The 20,534-nt window shown below is 36.0% G+C and carries 20 protein-coding genes and 1 pseudogene; 4 read left to right on the top strand and 17 right to left on the bottom strand.

Annotated features, from left to right (window positions below):
* Window positions 1-684: 684 nt before the first annotated feature.
* The 7 genes from NST91_RS12980 to NST91_RS12950 form a co-directional block, all read right to left on the bottom strand.
* Window positions 685-2,151: a glycoside hydrolase family 1 protein gene (locus tag NST91_RS12980; protein ID WP_341331484.1), complete on the bottom strand. Its 1,467-nt coding sequence runs from the start codon at window positions 2,149-2,151 to the stop codon at window positions 685-687.
* Window positions 2,148-3,086, bottom strand: a complete 939-nt coding sequence (locus tag NST91_RS12975; protein ID WP_341331483.1) for an ROK family protein — start codon at window positions 3,084-3,086, stop codon at window positions 2,148-2,150. The genes NST91_RS12980 and NST91_RS12975 overlap by 4 nt, the downstream gene beginning before the upstream one ends.
* A gap of 76 nt (window positions 3,087-3,162) precedes the next feature.
* On the bottom strand, window positions 3,163-4,188 hold the full coding sequence (locus tag NST91_RS12970; RefSeq protein ID WP_341331482.1) for a LacI family DNA-binding transcriptional regulator: 1,026 nt from the start codon (window positions 4,186-4,188) through the stop codon (window positions 3,163-3,165).
* Window positions 4,189-4,275: 87 nt separating this feature from the next.
* Window positions 4,276-5,127 (bottom strand): ABC transporter permease subunit, encoded by an 852-nt coding sequence (locus NST91_RS12965; RefSeq protein WP_121445994.1) that lies wholly within the window; start codon window positions 5,125-5,127, stop codon window positions 4,276-4,278.
* Window positions 5,124-6,089, bottom strand: a complete 966-nt coding sequence (locus tag NST91_RS12960) for a carbohydrate ABC transporter permease (protein WP_341331481.1) — start codon at window positions 6,087-6,089, stop codon at window positions 5,124-5,126. The genes NST91_RS12965 and NST91_RS12960 overlap by 4 nt, the downstream gene beginning before the upstream one ends.
* Window positions 6,090-6,237: 148 nt before the next feature.
* Window positions 6,238-7,542 (bottom strand): ABC transporter substrate-binding protein, encoded by a 1,305-nt coding sequence (locus NST91_RS12955; protein WP_341331480.1) that lies wholly within the window; start codon window positions 7,540-7,542, stop codon window positions 6,238-6,240.
* Between the two features lie 411 nt (window positions 7,543-7,953).
* Window positions 7,954-8,919: a helix-turn-helix transcriptional regulator gene (locus tag NST91_RS12950; protein ID WP_341331479.1), complete on the bottom strand. Its 966-nt coding sequence runs from the start codon at window positions 8,917-8,919 to the stop codon at window positions 7,954-7,956.
* Window positions 8,920-9,028: 109 nt separating this feature from the next.
* On the opposite strand from NST91_RS12950, the gene NST91_RS12945 reads away from it, so the two are divergent.
* Window positions 9,029-9,508, top strand: a complete 480-nt coding sequence (locus tag NST91_RS12945; RefSeq protein ID WP_341331478.1) for a GyrI-like domain-containing protein — start codon at window positions 9,029-9,031, stop codon at window positions 9,506-9,508.
* Between the two features lie 14 nt (window positions 9,509-9,522).
* Window positions 9,523-9,987, top strand: coding sequence for a DUF8821 family protein (locus NST91_RS12940; RefSeq protein WP_341331477.1), 465 nt, complete (start codon window positions 9,523-9,525; stop codon window positions 9,985-9,987).
* A gap of 473 nt (window positions 9,988-10,460) precedes the next feature.
* Here NST91_RS12940 and NST91_RS12935 read toward each other — a convergent pair whose 3' ends face one another.
* The gene (locus NST91_RS12935; RefSeq protein WP_121445990.1) at window positions 10,461-11,048 is read right to left on the bottom strand and encodes a TetR/AcrR family transcriptional regulator C-terminal domain-containing protein; all 588 of its coding nucleotides are present in this window, start codon (window positions 11,046-11,048) and stop codon (window positions 10,461-10,463) included.
* A 186-nt stretch (window positions 11,049-11,234) separates the two neighbouring features.
* Here NST91_RS12935 and NST91_RS12930 point away from each other — a divergent pair, with 186 nt between their 5' ends.
* Entirely contained in the window at window positions 11,235-11,654 is a 420-nt protein-coding gene (locus NST91_RS12930) for an MFS transporter permease (RefSeq protein WP_341331476.1), read from the top strand.
* 255 nt (window positions 11,655-11,909) lie between these two features.
* Here the strand turns inward: NST91_RS12930 and NST91_RS12925 are convergent.
* From NST91_RS12925 to NST91_RS12890, 8 genes and pseudogenes are all read right to left on the bottom strand, one after another.
* Window positions 11,910-12,359, bottom strand: a pseudogene (locus tag NST91_RS12925) (SMI1/KNR4 family protein).
* A 147-nt stretch (window positions 12,360-12,506) separates the two neighbouring features.
* Window positions 12,507-12,902: an immunity 22 family protein gene (locus tag NST91_RS12920; protein ID WP_341331475.1), complete on the bottom strand. Its 396-nt coding sequence runs from the start codon at window positions 12,900-12,902 to the stop codon at window positions 12,507-12,509.
* Between the two features lie 405 nt (window positions 12,903-13,307).
* A complete protein-coding gene (locus tag NST91_RS12915; protein WP_341331474.1) occupies window positions 13,308-13,874 on the bottom strand; it encodes a T6SS immunity protein Tdi1 domain-containing protein in 567 nt (188 codons plus the stop codon).
* Between the two features lie 224 nt (window positions 13,875-14,098).
* On the bottom strand, window positions 14,099-14,560 hold the full coding sequence (locus NST91_RS12910) for a YrhA family protein (RefSeq protein ID WP_341331473.1): 462 nt from the start codon (window positions 14,558-14,560) through the stop codon (window positions 14,099-14,101).
* Between the two features lie 51 nt (window positions 14,561-14,611).
* Window positions 14,612-15,022 carry an immunity protein YezG family protein gene (locus tag NST91_RS12905; protein ID WP_121445984.1) on the bottom strand — a complete coding sequence of 137 codons (411 nt, stop codon included), beginning with the start codon at window positions 15,020-15,022 and terminating at the stop codon, window positions 14,612-14,614.
* Window positions 15,012-15,908, bottom strand: coding sequence for a DNA/RNA non-specific endonuclease (locus tag NST91_RS12900; RefSeq protein WP_341331472.1), 897 nt, complete (start codon window positions 15,906-15,908; stop codon window positions 15,012-15,014). Before NST91_RS12900 ends, NST91_RS12905 begins: the two co-directional genes overlap by 11 nt.
* On the bottom strand, window positions 15,905-16,312 hold the full coding sequence (locus tag NST91_RS12895) for a pre-toxin TG domain-containing protein (RefSeq protein ID WP_341331471.1): 408 nt from the start codon (window positions 16,310-16,312) through the stop codon (window positions 15,905-15,907). The genes NST91_RS12900 and NST91_RS12895 overlap by 4 nt, the downstream gene beginning before the upstream one ends.
* The gene (locus NST91_RS12890) at window positions 16,309-16,620 is read right to left on the bottom strand and encodes a hypothetical protein (RefSeq protein ID WP_341331470.1); all 312 of its coding nucleotides are present in this window, start codon (window positions 16,618-16,620) and stop codon (window positions 16,309-16,311) included. The genes NST91_RS12895 and NST91_RS12890 overlap by 4 nt, the downstream gene beginning before the upstream one ends.
* Window positions 16,621-16,880: 260 nt before the next feature.
* Here NST91_RS12890 and NST91_RS12885 point away from each other — a divergent pair, with 260 nt between their 5' ends.
* On the top strand, window positions 16,881-17,294 hold the full coding sequence (locus NST91_RS12885) for a (deoxy)nucleoside triphosphate pyrophosphohydrolase (RefSeq protein WP_341331469.1): 414 nt from the start codon (window positions 16,881-16,883) through the stop codon (window positions 17,292-17,294).
* A gap of 5 nt (window positions 17,295-17,299) precedes the next feature.
* Here the strand turns inward: NST91_RS12885 and NST91_RS12880 are convergent, their stop codons facing one another.
* A complete protein-coding gene (locus NST91_RS12880; protein WP_341331468.1) occupies window positions 17,300-20,116 on the bottom strand; it encodes a DEAD/DEAH box helicase in 2,817 nt (938 codons plus the stop codon).
* Between the last annotated feature and the right edge of the window lie 418 nt (window positions 20,117-20,534).

Here is a 20,534-nt window from a genome sequence, read left to right as displayed (position 1 = left end):
AAACCAATTTTCTCCGTAAAATATTATAAAAATTTGGAAAAGAAAGCTACTTTATCACACCGAGGTGCAGCCCTTTTTTCCTGAATTGGGATTTCCTGTCTAGTTTGCCTGAACTAGGGAGAATATACTGTTTGAGAAACAAGTTGATCAGATGCTTTTTTCAAACTGTCTAATTATAGACTTTTTGGGTACTTATCATATTAAGAGGTAATGTAATCTGAATATAATCCAATTACTATTAATATTACACCAATAGAAAAGTGAATCTTTTACTCCTTAATCCCTGTCTTTTCAAGAAACCATATGACGATTCCCATTATTCCTAAATAAATAAACCACGGTAGTTTCTGGGTGAAGGGAAAAAACTGATAAATCGCTGATATCATTCCAAAAACAAAGAGTATTAACGATATACGAAGTTTCCATCTCATAATCTCACCTCAACATGTTATGTCATTGATATTCTTCAAATACATTAACATAAAAAGGAAATACTCTCTTTGTGTAAATTCAAAACATTTACAAAAAAGGACATAATAAAAAGCCCAATTCCCCAATACCTCTGAGAAATTAGGCTTTAGATTTACCAAATGCTCACCAATTGCATTTGTAAAATACCATCTTCCTTCTTGTAAAGATCGGAAAATCAATCTTCTACTTTCAAATAGGAAACATACACAATTCTTATTTACTTTCTCTACTCGTTTCCGCAAATTCTAGTATACTACCATTTGTCTCAATGACTTGTTTATACCAATAATAGCTTTTCTTTTTGATGCGGCGGAGATCGTGCGTTCCTTCTTCATGTTGATTCACGTAGACAAATCCGTAGCGTTTTTGGAAACCATTTAGCCAGCTTAAAAGGTCTGTAAATGACCAGGTGCAATATCCTAACATATCCACGCCATCACTAATAGCTTCTTGAACTGCTTGAAGATGTGCGTGCAGATATTGAATACGGTACTCATCATTTATGATATCGCCTTCTACAAGAGTATCATACTCGCCTAATCCATTTTCACTGATTAAGATTGGCAACTGGTAGCGATTTGTAATGCGGCGAAGGGCTATTCGCAGTCCAGTTGGATCAATGGTCCAATCCCAATTTGTGCGTTCGAGATTTTCATTTTTGATTGTTTTATAGAGACCAGGTACACCGGTGTCTTGGGAACTGCCCTTTTTTCCGGATGTATTCATTTTACCTGAAGACACGCCATCTAATGTGTTCTTTTCAAAGGTTGTCGTTTGGTAATAATTTAATCCCATGAAATCAGGTGTACCTTCTTTTAATAAGTCAAGGTCGCCACTCTCAAGTGTTGGAGCCACACCCTTTCGTTCTATGTAATCCCACGCAACTTTAGGGTATGTTCCCCACGCATAGATATCCATCCACCAATGAGCATTAAACTCTTCCGCATTTTCTGCGGCAAGGACATCGTCTGGATGAGAGGTCGCAGCATAGGATGGAGAGTATGCGAAACTTGGACCAATCTTGCCATCTGGTACATAGTTTCGGAACTCTTTAATCGCACTCGCATTTGCAAGATTTGCGTGATGATTCACTTGATAGAACAGTTTCTCATCCTTTACGCCTGGAGGGTGAAGGGCTGTTCGATATCCAAAACTAGTAAAAATGTTTTGTTCATTCAAGCTCACCCAGTACTTCACTCGGTCACCAAAATGCTTAAATAAGGTAACGGAATAGTTGGTGAAGTCTTCGACTATCTTACGAGATTCCCAACCACCGTACTCATCTTGAAGCGCCTGTGGTAAATCCCAGTGATAGATAGTTAGAATCGGTTCAATATTATGTGAAAGTAGTTCATCAATTAAATCACTATAGAACTGGATGCCTTTTTCATTGACTTCCCCTTTGCCTGTAGGAAAAATTCGACTCCATGCAACGGAGAACCGGTAGGCTTTCAACCCCATTTCCGCCATCAGACGGACATCTTCTTTATACTGATGGTAATGGTCGACTGCAGTATCACCTGTCGTCCCTTTAAACGTTTTACCAGGAATTCGAACAAAGTTGTCCCAGTTAGAGGGACCCTTTCCATCCTCATCCCATGCCCCTTCTACTTGATAGGCTGCAGAGGCAGACCCCCATAAAAATGTACTAGGAAATGGCTTTAACTCCTTATGTATCAACGTATTCCCTCCTTATCATTTAAACGAACAACTGGATGTGCTGATTCTCTTTGTAAAAAATGGCATAGCGCTCCAATTAAATTTGAGTCATTACCAAATTGGCTTGGATAGATTTGTATGTCGATACATTCGTCATTTGGTTTCATCACCTTAAGTTTTTCATTAATTTGATCAATGAAACCTTCCCGCTTACTAATGGCACCTCCGATTAGTATCTTTTCAGGATCAATGATGTATTGCAAATTATAAACCCCGACTGCCAAGCGTTTAATAAACTTATCAATTTCATCTTGTACTTCGAGGTCGCCCTCATCCGCCATTTCAAACACTTTAAGCCCATCAAGTGTATGTGGATCTAGGTTTTTACGCTTTGCTACCTGCATAACTAAGCCAAACGTAGCGGCAAGCGAACTCCAAGTTTCCCCGATTGGCTGATTCAAATAGTCTTCGAGAATCATATAGCCAAATTCACCGCCGAATAGATTCTTGCCACGTCGTACTTTTTTATCAAGGACAAGTGCTCCGCCAATTCCAGTGCCAATCACAATACAAATATAGTCATTGACATCTTTCGCAGCACCAATCCAGCCTTCCGCTAACCCTGCACAATTCGCATCGTTTTCAAGCTCGACCGGAAGTTTCGTTCGTTCTTGGATTAATTCCTTTATATTGGGACCATGTATATATGGAATCGCCGTAAATCCTTTAATATATCCAGATTCCACATCTACAGCACCAGGCATACTTAAGGTGATGCCACGTAGAACATGACTTTTTTGAAATTCCTTCACCACTGAATCAATCGCATCTATAAAAGAGTCAATGCCATCTTTTGGTGTTGGAAGAAAAGACTTCTCCAAAAAACCACATCTTTCATCCATAAGGGAATATTTGATTGTGGAACCACCAACATCAAAAACTGCATAATAGTTCACCGTAACCCCCCCTTACACCTCATCCATTCTTGTTGTTCTTCTTTTTCTACTAAATTCAAGTCGAGATAATCTGAATTTACCAGAAGGCTTTCTTCGTGCCACACGAATCCCTGACGATCACTTCAGAGTCTGTAAACACAGGTTTTAATTTTGATTTTCCCTCAATTAAATCATTTAACATATAAGCGGAAAGCTTTCCGATTTTCTCCTTCTCCTGTTTCACAGTACTCAAGGCAGGATCACTGTATCGGCAAGCCGCAATGTCATCACATCCAACCACTCTTATATCACGTGGAACTTGTAATCCAGCTTCTTTAATAGCCCTGATTGCACCTAATGCCATTAAGTCTGATGCAGCGAAAATAGCTTCTGGATAATTCTTCGAACTAAGTATTTCCTTCATGCAACGATAACCACTTTCCTCATTATAGTCACCGTATTGGATCCACTCGTCTCTTTTCTCAAGACCAAACTGATTAATCGCATTATTAAAACCTTCCAACCGGTAATTCGAAATGACAGAATCTCTCATTCCGCCGATAAAGCCAATTTTCCGAATCGAATTCAAATAAAAATGTTCAACCACTTTTCGTGATAAATTCTCATTATCTGTTATGACATAGCTAGCCCTGGGTCCTGTCAATTCAATATCGATTCCTATACAAGGGAAACCGCTTTCCGCAAGCTCATAGGTCGCATCCTCTACTTTTTCACCTGCAATAATTAAACAGCCATCCACGTTAAAATGCTTGCATCTAGCTAAATAACTGCCTTGATCTTGTAGAAAATGTTCGTTGGAAAACATTAAGATATCGTACCCTAGTAATCCAATATTTTTCTTAAAGGTTGAAATTACCTCATTGAAATAGGGATGCGTCATATCAACATTGATCTTACCAGCATAGATTAGACCAATCAGATTGGATTTTTTTGTTGCTAGTGCACGAGCTGAAAAGTTAGGCGCATACCCCATATCATTAATAACCGTCAGGACCTTACTTTTTGTTTTCTCACTTATCCCACCGTAATTATTGATCACCTTTGAAACGGTTGCCTGAGAAACTCCTGCCATTTGTGCAATGTCTTTTATCGTTAAACTCATCGTGTTATCCCTTCTATTCCGTTAAAAATCTTCCTACTGCTAGATTACTAAGAGTTACAGAGTGAAACAATAGCTTGGCAGGAAAATTCATGATTTTACGGACCCCTCCGTAATACTTGAAATAAACAATCGGTTAAATAATAAGAAAATAATTAATAATGGAACCGTCGCCCAGAATACACCAGATAAAATCATACCAAAATCAACATTATGCGTATTGCTCAATTGTGCCAATGCAACCTGAATGGTATACATTTCTGGATCACGTAATACTGTAAACTGCCAGAGGAATTCTCCCCAAACGGCTGTAAAGACAATGATACCAAGCGTCGCAAATGCTGGTAAAATAATCGGTAACACAATTCCTCTGTAAATACGGAAGTTCGAACATCCATCTAATTTCGCAGCTTCAATCAATTCATCCGGAACGGCTTCAGTAATATACTGGCGCATCAGAAAGATTCCTAATGGATTTAAAAAGAATAAAATCATAACCCCTGGTAAGGTATCAAGAAGCCCTGCTTTTGAAATTAAGAAATATTGAGGAATTAATCCTAGCTGTGGCGGTATGATCATCGTTACTAAGATGGCAACAAAGAATATGTTTTTGCCTGGAAATTTAAACTTCGCAAACGCAAAGCCTGCTAATGAACTAATAAAGAGTACGACGATTGTAACAACTGCGCACAGTACAAACGAATTCCACATTCCACCGAAGAAGTCAATTTGATTAAGTACCTTCTTAAAATTTTCAACTAGCATTGTTCCTGGTGTTAAAGTTGGAGGAATACTGTTGTATGCAGCACTAGGCCGTGTCGCCATCACGAACATCCAATAAAATGGAAACAAGGAGAGGACAGCCGCAATGAGTAAAAACAAATATACAAGTGTTCTGCTTACGGAAATCTTTTTTCGTTTTTTCTTTGCTACAGTACTCATTTACTGACACCCCTCTTTCTTCCAAAGCCTTGCGTTAATCTAATATTAAGGACAGCAAACACAGAAATGATGACTAACAGTATTATCGCTGTTGCTGAAGCTGTTCCAAATGACTGTAATCGAAACGCATCTCGGTATAGGTACATCACAATCGTCATTGCTTCATCCCTTGTAAAAGCATCCGCACCTAAGAAAACAGTAGGTTCAGAGAATAATTGCATGGCACCAACGGTTGAAGTGAAGACAGTTAGGATGATAAATGGCTTCATCATTGGGATTGTAATATACAAGAGCTGTTGAAACTTATTGGCACCATCGACAGTAGCTGCCTCGTATAAATCATTCGGTATACTTTGAATCCCTGCTAAATAAATGATGGTATTGTACCCTACCCATCTCCAGAACACCATGATTGATATGGCAATTTTCGTTCCCCATTCCGATGCGGCCCAAGCGATAGGATCCAGTCCAAAGAAATGAGTGAGCACATAATTGGCAAGTGAAGATTCATGATTACTAAACAACACACTAAAGATAAGGGCTACTGCCACCATTGACGTTAAATAGGGCATAAAAATCGTGACTCGAAAAAATCCTTTAAACTTAAGAAACGTCATATTTAATAAGTAGGCAAGAATAAGACCAACAATTAATTGTGGGGCCGTACCCATAATCCCCATTACGATCGTGTTATAGACTGATTTCCAAAACAGTGGGTCGGTCAACACGAGTTCAAAATTAGCTAATCCATTAAATGTCATCGGGCTTAACCCGTTCCATTTTTGGAAGGCTAGGTAAAAACTAAATAAAGCTGGGTAAAGCCCAATAATGGCAAAAATGATAAAGAAAGGCGCTATGTATAAATATCCTGAAATCATATCTTTCTTTTCTTCAGATCTGAATTTCTTTTTCCTTACGATTGGTACATTATTGATTGATACTTTCTTACTGATTGGATTCATTTTCACGCCTCTTTTCTGTTTCAGATAGAATAGGCTACAACTTCTACGTCTGTTCACCATTCACAAGTGTTTATGTGAGGATGGTCGGCCTACTTTCATAAGCCGACCAGATCGTTTGATTATGCTAGTAACGTAGAAGTCTACTAGATTATCGTTTCATTAAATCTTCTGCACGCTTCACAGCAGCTTCCCATTCTTTTTCTGGGTCTGCACCTTTGTTTTGAACATTTTTAAGTGCATTTAAGATTTCATTATGAACCGGGAAGTACTTTTCACCTTTAAATCCAATACCCGCGATATCTTGAGCAGCTTCAGCAAATACTGGAGCAGACGCTTGACCACCGAAGAATTCATCTTGATTTGACTTGAACTCTTCCATATCATAAACAGCATGAGCAGATGGGAATAACCCATGGCTTTGGAAGGATTTCAATTGATTGTCTGGTGATACGAGCCATTCAATAAAATCGTACGCTTCTTGTGCATGTTTTGTTTCGTTTGGCACTGCGATATATGAACCACCCCAGTTAGCTGCAAATTCTGTTGGCAATGTAGCGACTTTCCATTTACCTACAGCATCAGGAGCATTTCCTTCCATCCAGCCTTTTAACCAACCTGCACCTAACTCAGCAGCAAACTCACCCTTATTAACAGCGTTCGCCCACTCAGGACTCCACATTTCATATTTCCCAACGATGCCAATATCATTTAGGTGTACAGCATAGTCGTATGCTTTTTTCACTTCACTATCTGCCCCAAGATTTAATTCATTATCAGGAGTTAAATAAGCTGTCTTAGCAGCATCTAAGTATGCACGGTATGCCATTTCAATACTATCTACAAAAGGCATTCCCGTTTTTTCATTAATCTTCAAGCCAGCTTCTTCAAATGCTTTCGGTGAATTAATAAGTGATGCCACCTCATCTGGATCTGTTGGAAGACCAGCTTGCTCAAATAAATCTGTGCGGTAGTACAACGCTTTAGGACCGATATCCGTTGGAAGACCAAATAAGAAATCGCCATCCGCATTTTCTCCAACTTCCCATTTCCAATCTAAGTACTGATCCTTCACATCATTTGCACCATAATCATAAAGGTTCGCGAATCGATCTTGAGCAACTTTAAAACGGTCAAATTGATCAATTTCAAGCATCGCGATATCAGGTGCGCCACTTCCAGCAGATAATGACGTAAAGAGTGCATCATGGTGATCGGCAGTTTCAGATGCTTTAACTTTAATTTTAATGTTTGGATTTTCTTTTTCGTATTCCTTCACTAAATCTTCATACCCAGTTGCACCAAACGTCCAGAAGTCTAACGTAATTTGTTCCTTTTTCCCGCCATCCTCATTTGTACTACTAGACTTTTCAGCATTATCTCCACTACAAGCCGCTAAGGAAAGTGCAAGCATAGATGATAAACCAAGAGCAGCAAATTTTTTCATACGTTTCACGTGAATGCCCCCCAAATAATTAGTATTTACTAAGATTTCAATACTTCTATGATTCGATCTAGAGATGAACACCCCCTTATGGTAATAGAATTGTTTTGGAAACCGGTTTCGTAAATGGGTAAAAAAATAATATGTATCCGCTTTCAACTATATATTAATCTCTTAATATGGCAAAATCAAGACATTTTTTAAAAAATTATAAATATTTTTATACCAAATGTTGATTGAAAGGACGTGTTTTATTCATTGAGTCTTCGAAAAAAACAGAGTTTTAGCATTAAAATGAATTCTTTTGGAAACCGTTTTCTTTGATGGGACGGAAGTTAAGATTCTCTCCTGTTTCCCTCCTCCCACCGATGCAGGTAAAACTTTTTCCATAACAGGCTCCAAAATTTTAATTTTACCTGCCCCTCATGATGGATAAAATAATGATAGTCTGTCTTGTATATACGCTAAGACTTCTTTTGGCACTTCCCGGATCTTAATGTCCTCACCTAGAAAAAGAAGCCAATTAGCTAGTTCCTTAACTTCTTCTGAATGATGAACATCAACATTAGTCTTTAGAATGGCTGTTGCTTGAAAAGGATCCGTATAGGAAAGAGAAAGTTTTAAAGGGTGATATTTTTTGAACTGCGCGATTGCCAGTGGTCCAAGTTCAAGGACAAAATTAATTTCTTCTTCCTGTTTTCTGAGTTTTTCTACTATCTTCTTCTCACTTACACGTTTTTCCGGAGTGTACGGTTTTACATTTGTGAGCTGATCGACAGGAAAAATCTTTCGCTTCTCTTCCTTTAACTCAAATCCTTCAATGAGCCAGACACTTTTTTCACGATATAGGTTCAAGAGATATATTTCATAGGATTTAACGACCTTCGCTTCTTCGATAAAAATCAATAAATATCGATCCAATAAAAGAAGCTGGATGAGTTGTTCTAACATGGGATGAGGAAGGTCTGAAAGATCTAATAAGTCGGGATTGTTCGGGTTGGTTCCTTCAAATAGGAGAATTTTATTTAACAAAATAAGGTCATCTTGCTGGCTTTCTGAGATGAGACCAAGTAATTTTTCAGCTAAAGAATGACGACTCTTCAGATACGGCAGTTGTTGATTTCTTGTGGCCATAAAGGCGATAAAAAGTGCTTTAACTTCATCGTTTGTAAAACGAACCTCGGGAAGGACTGAATTATGCATGACAAAATAACCGCCATCCCTGCCTACCTCGGCGACAAGCGGCATTCCCATCGCCTCAATTTCCCTGATATCCCGAATGGCTGTCGAGCGAGAAATGTTAAATTCACTCATGATTTCAGAAATGGTAAAATGAGAGCGGTTGTTAATATAGCGCATAATGATATTAATCCGTTCAACTTTTTTCATGGCGACTCCTAAACAGTATCATTTTTTGACATGGTTTAAGGCTATTATAAACATATCAAGTGAAAAGATAAATCGTTTGATAATCTTATTTGAAAAGGATGGTTTTGAAATGGCGAATTATACAATTGAAGAAAAAGACAGTTTTATCGTGTTAGGTATCGGAACAGAGCTTAAGAGTGACTACAGAGACTTTGCTGGTATCACCAAGGAAAAAGCCGACTTTTGGCATGAAGTTAAAGAAGATGGAAGACTTGCCACTTTGAAAGAAATCGCCACAAATAATTACATTTTTGCGGTAAACGAAGCAGTAAATAACAAAATGATGCATTACGCTGGCGTAATGACAGAGAAAACAATCCCTGAAGCAACCAGAGTCATCCAGTTCCCTGAGGGTCCATATCTAGTAGTAAAAGGTGAAGCGGAAACGGCTGAAGAATTAAGCCAAACACTTACTGGCATAGCCTTTGGTCAGGCTTTAGCAGAAGCAACGGATTATGCCTATGTGGGTGGCCCAAATACTTCGGTTGAAATGGGACAGCGTGACAACGTAGTCTTTGGCGAAATGTGGATTCCGGTTGTTAAGAAATAAGTGGAGGGATGGAAATGTCCTATATCGTTGATTTTAAAAATGTATCTACAGTTGGTTTGGAGTCTTCACCAGTAGCTGATGCACTAGCTGGTTTACGCGCACATGAAGCTCGATACTTTATGAACAAATATAAGCATCCATTTACCGTGATACCAGCTAGCGAAAGCCAGGAGAACCTCGACTATGTGAACAGAGTATTGAAAGAAGAACGTGATATTGAATTTGCGGCTAAACCGTTAGAAACATCACGTTTTCAAGTAGAAAACATTAACTGGACCTATGTCTTTTATGAAGATGGTCTTGGAGTGAATGTTTTGTATACGATTGATGACCCTAAGAAGCGTGCCGTTGGCTTTAAGCTATCTGAGGGAATGGAGGTTCCAAAAGAGTTAGAAGGTAAGTTTAAGTTTGCCAGACAGAAGTCTAAATTAGCTGGAACAATTCGGGGCTCGTTTTTTGTCATCAAAGGTGAATATTAAAGTCAACACATGCAGCACCTCTCTTTTGATTGGGGGTGCTGTTATTTTTTGGCTGTTTTCGCAAAACTTTGTTGTTTTTATATCGTTGACTTCCGCTTCAGGTGGACGCTTTCCGCGGGCGTGGCTTGAGCCTCCTCAACGAAATGTGGAGGCGGCTTGCACAGAAACGAGAAAATTTGGCCACTCCGACAAAGAGGCGTAATTTGCCTCTGAAGGAGGAGTTGAAATTTCTCGAGTTTCTAGCCGCTGAAACTGGAAAAGTCGCTTCTGCTCCTGCGGGGTCTCAAGTCTCACGCTTTTCCCGCTGGACATTGAATTTGCTTCTTTGAAATTTCCCACGCACGAAGAAAATGTGAATACATTTTCGAGGAGTCGCCACCTTACGCTCCAATCAACTAGGTTTGCATTATTATGCAACAATCTTTTAGAAAAAAGCCTATTTTCTCAATGAAATCTCTAACATCGACCTACTTCTAGATTTTCTTGATAAAGAAGATAATTTGTATATACATATTCGCCATTTCTTCTGGTGTTTCAGTCAGGTTATTTTCTAACCATTGTTCGATTAATCCTAAAAATGCAGAAATAGCAAAAGATGAGAAATAATCCTGAGGGATCGTCACGTGATTAAAGAACTCCCTATTTTGTTCCATTTTCTGAACAAAGTGATTCATGAAAAATTGCTTTAGTCTTTTTTGAAATCCACTTAAGTTATTCGCCCCTAAAAAGGCTTCAAATAAGTGTGCATTCTCTTGAATATAACGAAATACCTCAATAGAAAGTGTAGGAATTTCTCCCTTTTGTGCCACCAAAAGCATGTCCTGGGGCTTTATACGCTGCAAATGTAATTCAAGTCCATCAAGCAAACTATCCTCCATTTGAGCAAGTAGATCATATTTGTCTACATAATGTAAATAAAAGGTTCCTCTATTGATCTTCGCCTGTGTTGTTAGATCTCGAACCGTAATATTCATAAAATGTTTATTCTGTAGTAACTGAAGAAAGTTACTTTGGATTTTTTCTTTTGTTTGTTCATTCATTTCACTATAGATTGATTTCACGCTACTTCCTCCCTACCACTGAACAGTTTGAAGAAATGTGTTCATTGCTTTCATTTTAACAACAAAATAAAATAAGTAACAAGGCAATCAACACAATGTTGAGTGGTACAAAATAGTGGAAATCTACATGCACTCGACTTCTCGCCCTACAATTTATAAATTTTAATTAATCTGAGGTGAATATCAATGAAAAAATCTTATATATTGATGATCGCAGCATCCATCGCTGCACTATTTATGATTTTGAAAGCTTTTTTACTTAATGAAGATATCAAATTCTTTTTACTCACATTCTTTGCGATTGGTACAGGTCTAGCCTTGCTTCGTCTTTTTGTTAACAACTCCATCAAGAAAATGAAGGGGAAAAGTATTCGAACCAAAATCCTTTTCTTCGCGGTATTGCTTGGCTTTGGACTTCCGTTTCAAGCTTGGTTTAGAAAGAATGTTCTTTTCAGCATGGATTCTTCCTATTTAGTTGAATCTATTACGATTATGGTCATTGGTCTAATCTTTATGACAACCTTCTTTGGGTATGTAAGTGATAAAAGAATCAAACGAAATACAGTAGAAAATCACATAGCAAAAATAGACTATTCGGAGGAATAGCAGTGAACTTCGAACTAGTAAATAAGCGCTTAATATTGGGTATTAATCCAAGTAACAATATCGTGACATATTAAAGCACATACTATTGAACTATGAGATTAATAATTAAATTTGAAGACAGCACACTGGCAGTTTCATAAACGAAAAAATTGGCAAACATATGCAATTAATGTATAAACGTGCATATGTTTGTCCTTCAATTGTGTCATATCTGTTTTTCTTGTTCAATGTGATTAGTTTTCACTCTGATTTTTCTTAAAAATCTTCTTCCCACGCTTCTTTGGCATCCAATAGCCTTTGTGATAAAAACTCGTAAAAATTTTGTGCAGTGTTGTAGTCATCAAGCCCACCTTGTCTGTTCCACGCTATTACCGGACACTCATTTTTTTCCATTTTGCTTGTATTTAGACAATAGACATACTCTCCAGCATTTTCAATTACCACTAGATCTTTTTCCAAACCTAAATCTCTATATCTGTTTGTGTTAATAACTACAGGAACTCTATTTGACTTGGCCACCCCTAAAATATCAACTCCAAATAAACCACCTGAACCATATGTAGTTAAAAACCACTTATAACTTTCTGGGAATTCAACCCCCAGCTTTTCTTGGACAAAGTTGATTTGACTATCGTCAACACCACCTGTAAAGTCATCTGATTACATATGTTCATTAATAAAATTTATTAATTCTACTTTATCCATTCAAAGTACCTCCTTTTACAACTCAGTTTTATCTATTCGTTTAGCTCTACTTTTCACAAATAAACACTTGATACCACGATTAATCAAGTGCTTTAATTTTACTTCTATATTGTATTTCGTTTCTAATTGTATCTATAATCCGTTAAACTATAAATTATATAAATCTATGTATTCTGCAGTACCTATAAAGTACAACTTGTAGGCATTCTTACTTATAAAATTAACAATATTATCGTTCTTAGTATAATTAAAATTATAAATTAAAATTATCGTATTGTATTTTGATTTTAATTCTATGTTATTGTACTGCTTTATTATTTGGTTATCGTACGAAAAATCCAACAAAAGTTTTTCTATATCATCTTTAGCATTAGGAATCCAATCTTTTTCAATTAAGTCCCTATTATAATAACCTAGATTAAAATCTTGCTCAAAAATAGAAGGGATACTATCTCCACCTTCACTATATTTGATTGCTGTGTACTTTTCGAATTCTTCCTTGTCATTAAAGCATCCTAACCATAAAGATACGTCATTTTTCAATTTTTTATCTCCTTAAAACCTTCTAGTAGATTATTCACTTAAAGAAGTGCAGTTTTCAAAGCAGCACATAACATTGAATCAAAACTTTCGAAGGATTGGATTAACGTTCTAGAGGGTTTATCCAATTCAACGTAATTATTTTCTTTCGAGTCGTAACAATACCACCTGTATCAAACTATATTAGCCATATATTCGCAATTTCTTGATACAGTTGTTCCATCTTTTTAGTCTCCATCGTTCCTCCTACATAATAAGTTCTTCTACTTTGGTATTTGTCACCATTTATTAATTTGAAGGATTGGACTATCAAACAAAAAAGCACTTGTTGCCTAGAGACAATCAAATGCTTATTGTTATTAACTAACGTAATATTCACATCATATACTAAATATATTTTTTATGAATTTACTCGATTGGTCCCATAAATTCAGCAATAATAAGAATATGTTCTCTTAATTTAACTTTTTTTAGATTCTCTACTTTTTCTGCTCCACCTAAGCCTAATAGTGGGGTATAACCTAAACATTCATCATAGGAAGGTTCACCGTATTTCCTAATCGCCTCTGGAAAAGGTTGCCACATTAATTCATCGTTCATAAACTCATTATCTTGAATGTCATCAAAAAAGAATTCAAATCCGGATGAAACAACATTAACAAAACCTTTCCTATAATTTAATAAATTTACATACTTATTTTTTTCCCAAACTATAATATCACCCATTGCGGTTGTAAAAATGGGAATCGCTTGCTCATGCCTTACATAACTTCTCTCTAAAATATCTAAATAATCGTCTGGATTAATTATTTTTAAATACCCATTTGCGATAGTACCAAAACCATATTTTTTCCATGTTCCTATTAATTCTTCAGGTAGTTTATTCGTATATTTTAAAATCATATCTTTATCAACTTTTTTATGTATTATAAAATCGCTAAGTATAGTTGCCAATTCAGCTGCCCTCCTCCCCATTTCTCTCCTTAAACAATGTATCATCGTAATTCTGTAATTCTTCCATAAAATCTGTTTTTATTATAGCTTAAAGGCACAATAAAAGGCGTTGGTTCACCACCAATGTCCTCCTTTACTACATTAACATATGTTGTCTGCGCAGTATGAATACAATAAGAAAGACGATCAGCAATGATCGTCTACTTAACAGATTTATCAAAAGATGATTTTTTTAAAAAATTTTCTTACAAAAGTACAGTTTTCAACGCATCATATAACATTGAATCAAAACTTTCAAAATATTGGATTAACGTTCCAGATGGTTTATCCAATTCAACGTAATTATTTTCCTTCGAGTTGTAACAATACCACGCTGTATCAGAATCACCAAAAAAGATATATTGTCTTTGCCAATCATTTTCATACCAAAGCTCATTCATCTCAATAAACCCATGAACTTCTTCTTCTACATCCTGTTCAAGCAATCTCTCATCAACACCATAGAATACTAATCCATTAAATTTTAATCCATTTATTTCTTTTAGAAAATTAACATATGTATCAGGTAAAACAACGTTTTCAAATTTTTGATGAACCTCATTTACCATGTTAGATATTTCTGCATTAGTTGCTGGGTTTCTAAGGGTGCCTCCATATTTTTCTTCAATTTCTGCTATTTCTTTTAATAAATCTTTCCATTGAGACATTGCAAAATCTTCCCTTCTACCTAAAACGATAGGGTTGATTAATATACTGTTTTACTTTAAGTATTCAGCTTCCCATTTATCTTGTTTTTCTACTGGGCTAATCTCAGAAAGATTTTCATATCCATAATTAATCTTCATTTTTCCTGTGTTTTCTAAAATAAAGGTTAGATTAGTCCATTGTTCTTGTTCTTGCTCCTTGAATTCCTCCCATAATCTTGAAAAACACTTGTATAGTTCATCCTCCAATTCTTCTAATTCATCTTCATCAATTGTAAATAAATCTACTATATCAAGGCTATAAATAGGTTTATCTCCAGTTTCAGGGAAATAATAGAAATAAACTTTTTTATATCCTTCTCTGTATTCAGCGTATAATAATATTTTTTTCCATTCTTCAGGAACTATATTAACTAATATATTCGCAATTTCTTGATATAGTTGTTCCATCTTATTAGTCTCCATCGATCTTTCCTCCTACATAATTAGTAAGTCTATCCGAATATTTTTTACCATCTATTGTATAGTTAATTTTAAATTCACTTGGTCGAAGAGAATTGCCGTCGTATTTTGGCTTCACCTTAATCGCTACTTCGCCTCCCTCTTGTAATGCCTTCCTCCATGCATTTTCTAATGTCTTATACTCGCTTCTATTTAAAGTAGCATTCATTGGTACAAGGTTGTCAATTTCACCTGAACCTTTGAATATGCTAGCTATCAAATGGCCACCATCATCGTTAGATAATCTATCTTTTCCACCAACAATTCTTTGAGCATACTGGTTACGTTCTGCTTTACCAAGTTGCAACTTGGCCTCTGCACTCGATATTCTTCCATTACTATCGGTTTTATAGTGATAACCTTCATTTGTTGTATACTCGATATCAGGTTTCAAAGCTTTCTTTCCATCAACTTTTGTAAACTGGTCTCCATAGACTACCTTTTTCGAAACGTTACCAGTATCCTTAGTTACACCCTTAACATCCACTTCATCCACTTGCGAACTCTTAATTCGCTGGATAAAATCCTTTGCTTCACCAAATGCATCCTTAACGGTTTTATTAACTACTCCTACACCTGCAAGTGCCTCTTGTCTGATTTGTGGAATCGGAATGTCTCCAATTCCTTTCTTCACTTTATCAAACCAAACCTTTGTTGCAGCGATTGGACCTTTTACCACTTCATTATACACGGAGCGGAATGCTTGTTGAACCCTTTTCGGATCTAGGACGTTTCGTATTTTCATAAAAGCCTCGGGTGATTTTGCTAGGGAAGGGAGACCCGCTTTTACACCTTTTACTGCTGCTTTCCCTCCAACACCAGCTGCTTTTGCAGGTGGGACAAATGTCATGCGAGAAATCCTACAGCCAGTACACGGTCTCCTGCTGAAAGCTTCTCACCGGTAATGGGGCCATACTCACTAAATACACGCTGGATGTCATACCAGCCCACGAGTTCAAGTAAAAACTCTCCTACTTTACCAGACATTTTTTGTTCATCGTTTTTCATATTTGCAGCAGTCAGTTTAATTAATTGTTGGGCATCATCAAGCTTGCTTTTGTATTTTTTGATCGAATATTTTAAATCAGCTTCTAAATTATGTATGGAGCCTGGAACCACTCCTGGAAAATTAGCAAGCAGGGAAGAAAAATGCCAATTAATCGCATCTAAAGCATCGTCACATTCCCGCTCTGCTTTTCCTATTTGACTAGCAAAATCCTCTAACTCCTCGGCCTTAACTTTAATATCACTCATCGCAGGGCCTCCGCTTTAGCTAGTAATCTTCGAATCTCGTTGTTGATTTCCTTGATCAACAGCTCACCCTGATGATTGATTTTGTTCCCCGTACTATTAATCTCCGCTGCAATTTCCTCATACGCATTTCTTGTCTGCCCCTTCCAATGATACGCATAACACCCGTGTGCAGACCGATAAATCTGTTTACTATTGCCCATTCTGCTTAATGCCTGATGAATATTCGAACGATAGCCTTCTAATATTTCAACCATCATTAAATACTTCCGGCGTTGCACTTTCCTCTCGATTTCGTCTATAAGCTCCATATTCCTCTCCTCTTAGGTAAATGTTCTTATTGTAAATTTTACCAGTAAGGAGTTTATTTTTTATGATTCAAAAGACACAAATATAATTTCAAAAACAGGGGGCGAAAGGGCTATTTTTCGATTTCTCCTGTTCTCCCACAGCTGTTTGCGATCTACAATTTTATGAGCCCTATACGAATTGGCCTTGTAAAACTAACTTAGAATACATTTACTTTAGGATTGATGTTATGATATTTATATAATATTATTCGGAGGTTCATATGAAAAAACTAGTCAAAGTTGTAGCTGCAATAATAGAAAATGAACAAGAGGAAGTTTTGTGTGCGCTTCGTTCGCCAGAAATGTCTATACCAAATCGCTGGGAATTCCCAGGTGGGAAAGTAGAAGAAAACGAGGATATCTTTTCAGCATTAGAAAGAGAAATACAAGAGGAACTTGGGTGTGAAATTATAACTTCAAAAACCGTATTTAATGAAAATGTTCATGAGTATGATACGTTTACGATTAATTTGATTTCAATAAAATGCAAGATTACGGAGGGTACTCCTGTAGCAAGCGAACATTCAACCTTAATTTGGTTAAAGAAAGAAAACCTAGAATCATTGAAATGGGCAACAGCAGATATCCCAGCTGTAAATGATTTAATGAATGAAAAAAAGTCTTCTCAAATCTGAGAAGACTATACTTTTTGAGTAAATTCGGTATAAATAGTAGCAGGAATTTCATGTTCAAGTTCCATTCTTACTGTGATTGGTTTATTTCCTTCAAAATGGATTGTATTTCCTGTACCAATATAGATGTACGGCTCAACCTTCCCATCAATTTCTCGATATTTTCGAATAAATAAGTGTAGATTCACGCCTCTTTCTTTATTGTAAATGATGTCTTTTCCTCGATCTGATTCCTGAGATGTATTATTAACTGACTGCCATTGAAATTCCCGAGTACTGATGAATTTGTCTTTGTAATTAATACTTTCCTTTATATCCGCTTCCTTGTGTAAGTCTACAAACAAGAAAAATTCTTTCCCATTTGTCAATAATCCAGAACCTCTATAAGAACTATGAATTTTGCGGTAATTAGAAAGTAGTGCTGTGTCGATCATTTGATATTGTTCGTATAGTTTTAAATGAGGAACTCCATAATAGGTTCGATTAAATTCCTTCTCATAGCGGTAAATGCCATATAAAATAACATCTTCAATAAATTTTTGATATTCCTCATCTTCTAGTAGATCTACAAACAATTTCGTCTTAGATAAACGGTTATTTTGATATGTGAATAACTTCGGCTTCGTCCTTTTTTGAACACTATCATAATAGTCTTGATTTAAGTACTCAAATGCATGAAGGATACTATCATCATCAACGTTTTCTACTATTTTTAAGATTTCATTCTTAGCAATCTGAAGATCAATAAACACATGTTCTAACAAATAACGGATGATAACAAATTCATAAACCCTCTTTAATGGGAGCTTACTTGATAGCTCCTTCATCGTACCATCAAAATCTTCATTCAGTAACAATTTCTTCAGGTATTCATCCTTTTCAACCTTCGCGACAAATTGAATATAGGATTTTTCACGATTAATAAATTTAATCGGATCCGGAGCCCCATCATACTTAAAATAATCTAGCAAGAAGAATGGAATTCGCCCTTGATTTAACTTTTTAAATTCATTATATTCTTCTTTCAAATACTTCATGGAGTTAAAATTTTCTCGATCAATTTGTTCTAGTATACGTTCTTGTGAGATTCTGTCCATTTGGATATGAGTTGCACCTGGAATATTTGCGAATCCAGTCGCTACGGCCACTTTGAGACTTTCTTTATCATAATACCTACTACCATTAAGGGCGATTGCTATAAGGAATGTTTTCGTGTGGTTCCCAATAAAGTCAAGAACAGTTAAAAAACTCTTGTTCCCAAACTTACGTAACCCTCTACCGAGTTGTTGGATAAAGACAATAGGTGAATTTGTTGGTCTTAGCATTAATACAGCATTAATTGAGGGAATATCGACACCTTCGTTAAATATATCTACTGTAAAAATGAACTCTAAGCTATCGTGGTCATCTTCTAATTTTTTCATAAACTGTTCCCGTGTGTCGGGCGAATCTTCACCTGTTAAACAAACGCTGTTGTACCCTCTTTTATTAAACTCGCTTGACATGTATTGGGCATGTTCTATACTCGCACAAAATCCTAAAGCCTTTCTCTTTTCACCATCGTGTCCATAAAACTCCATCTTATCGATAATAAAATCTACTCGTTCATTCACTTTTAATCTACGAGTGACCTCCGCCAAATCGTCAATACTTACATCACTTAAATCTATTTCATCAATATCAGTAATCCCAAAATAATGGAATGGAATGACAAGTTCATCATCTAGTGCCTCGTGTAACCTTACTTCAAGAGCCACATTGTGATCAAATAATTCAAAGACGTTCTGATGATCGCTTCGTTCTGGAGTCGCGGTCATTCCAAGCATGAATTGAGGTTTAAAATAATCAAGTACACTCTGATAGCTAGGACTTGTTGCATGATGTGCCTCATCGATAATGATATAGTCAAATTCATCTCTTCTATACTCATGAAAACATTTAGAAAGCGTTTGTATCGTTGAAAATAAATAATCCACGCTCTTATCTTTATAATTGCCTGTCAGTAATCCAAATGTGATCCCTTCATTTGGCAATAGCAATTCAAACGTTTCTTTCGCTTTTTTCAATATCTCTTCTCTATGTACAATAAATAATAATCTTTTAGGCTTAAAACTTTTCACATCAAAAGCAGACATATATGTTTTACCCGTTCCAGTAGCCGCTATTACTAATGCCTTTTCTTCACCAAAACTCCGAAGACGATCAAGATTTTCGGTTGCACGCCTTTGCATTCGATTAGGGACTATATACTGTTTGTTATGTTCATATATCATTTGACTTGTATTTTGTGTTTTTCTAAAATTCATTAGAAATTCTTCGTATCGTTTGATAAATTCATCATCAGCTTCCGTACTCATATCCCATAAGTTACTATATTCTTTCAGTACTTCTTTAATAAAAGATGCATCCTGTTTTGAGATAATTTCAACATTCCACTCAATATTACTTTTTAGTGCGCTTTGTGTAATATTGGAAGAACCAATGATAACTTTATAGCTGTCCTTATACTCAAAAATATAGGCTTTGGTATGAAAACCAATCTCTTTGTCTGTAACATAAACTTTTAATGATATATTTTGAAATGTCTTTAATTTTTCTAAAGCCTTTGAATCGGTAAAATTAAGATATGTGGATGTGATAATCTTACCACTAATACCTTTTTCTTCAGCCTCTTTAATCGGTTCTAATAAAAGTTGTAGACCACTAAAATTAATAAAAGCCACACTAAAATAAAACCTTTCACAATCTTTAATGGATCTAATTAATTCATTCAGCAAATTTCCTTTATCTGAATTGATAATTAATTTATTTTCTTTTTCTATCATAGCTTTTCCCCTTGTTTCTTTACGTTTTAGGTAGACATAGATAGTAAAATTGTACCATTTTATACATAATAGATCCAGTCGTGAAAATACGGAACACTGGATGGATTGGTCCAACTAATTCCACTAATATTTAGGCTCTAACCCCCAGAGAAATTTTATTTATGACTTCCGATTGAAAAGTAAAATTTTATTATTAAACCGAGAATTATTAGTGACCAATGGCATACTTTAACCGTTAGACTCTAACCTTTGCTCAAACAACCTTTTCTTCGTTTCAAAATCCAGATTAAATAAGGGTTTGTTAAGCTGCTCCTTTCGAGAGAGTTTGGCTTTTTTTAATGCATAAATTTTACAGTTTCCTCATAAAAAAAATCCCTTTAACTTAAGATAAGGTAAAAAATCGTGTACCTTAAGTAAA

It is taken from the genome of Ferdinandcohnia sp. FSL W7-1320, assembly GCF_038050315.1.
GTDB classification, from domain to species: domain Bacteria; phylum Bacillota; class Bacilli; order Bacillales; family Bacillaceae_L; genus Ferdinandcohnia; species Ferdinandcohnia aciditolerans.
The sequence above is the reverse complement of the archived record's forward strand: the minus strand, read 5'-3'. Positions and strand labels throughout refer to the sequence as shown.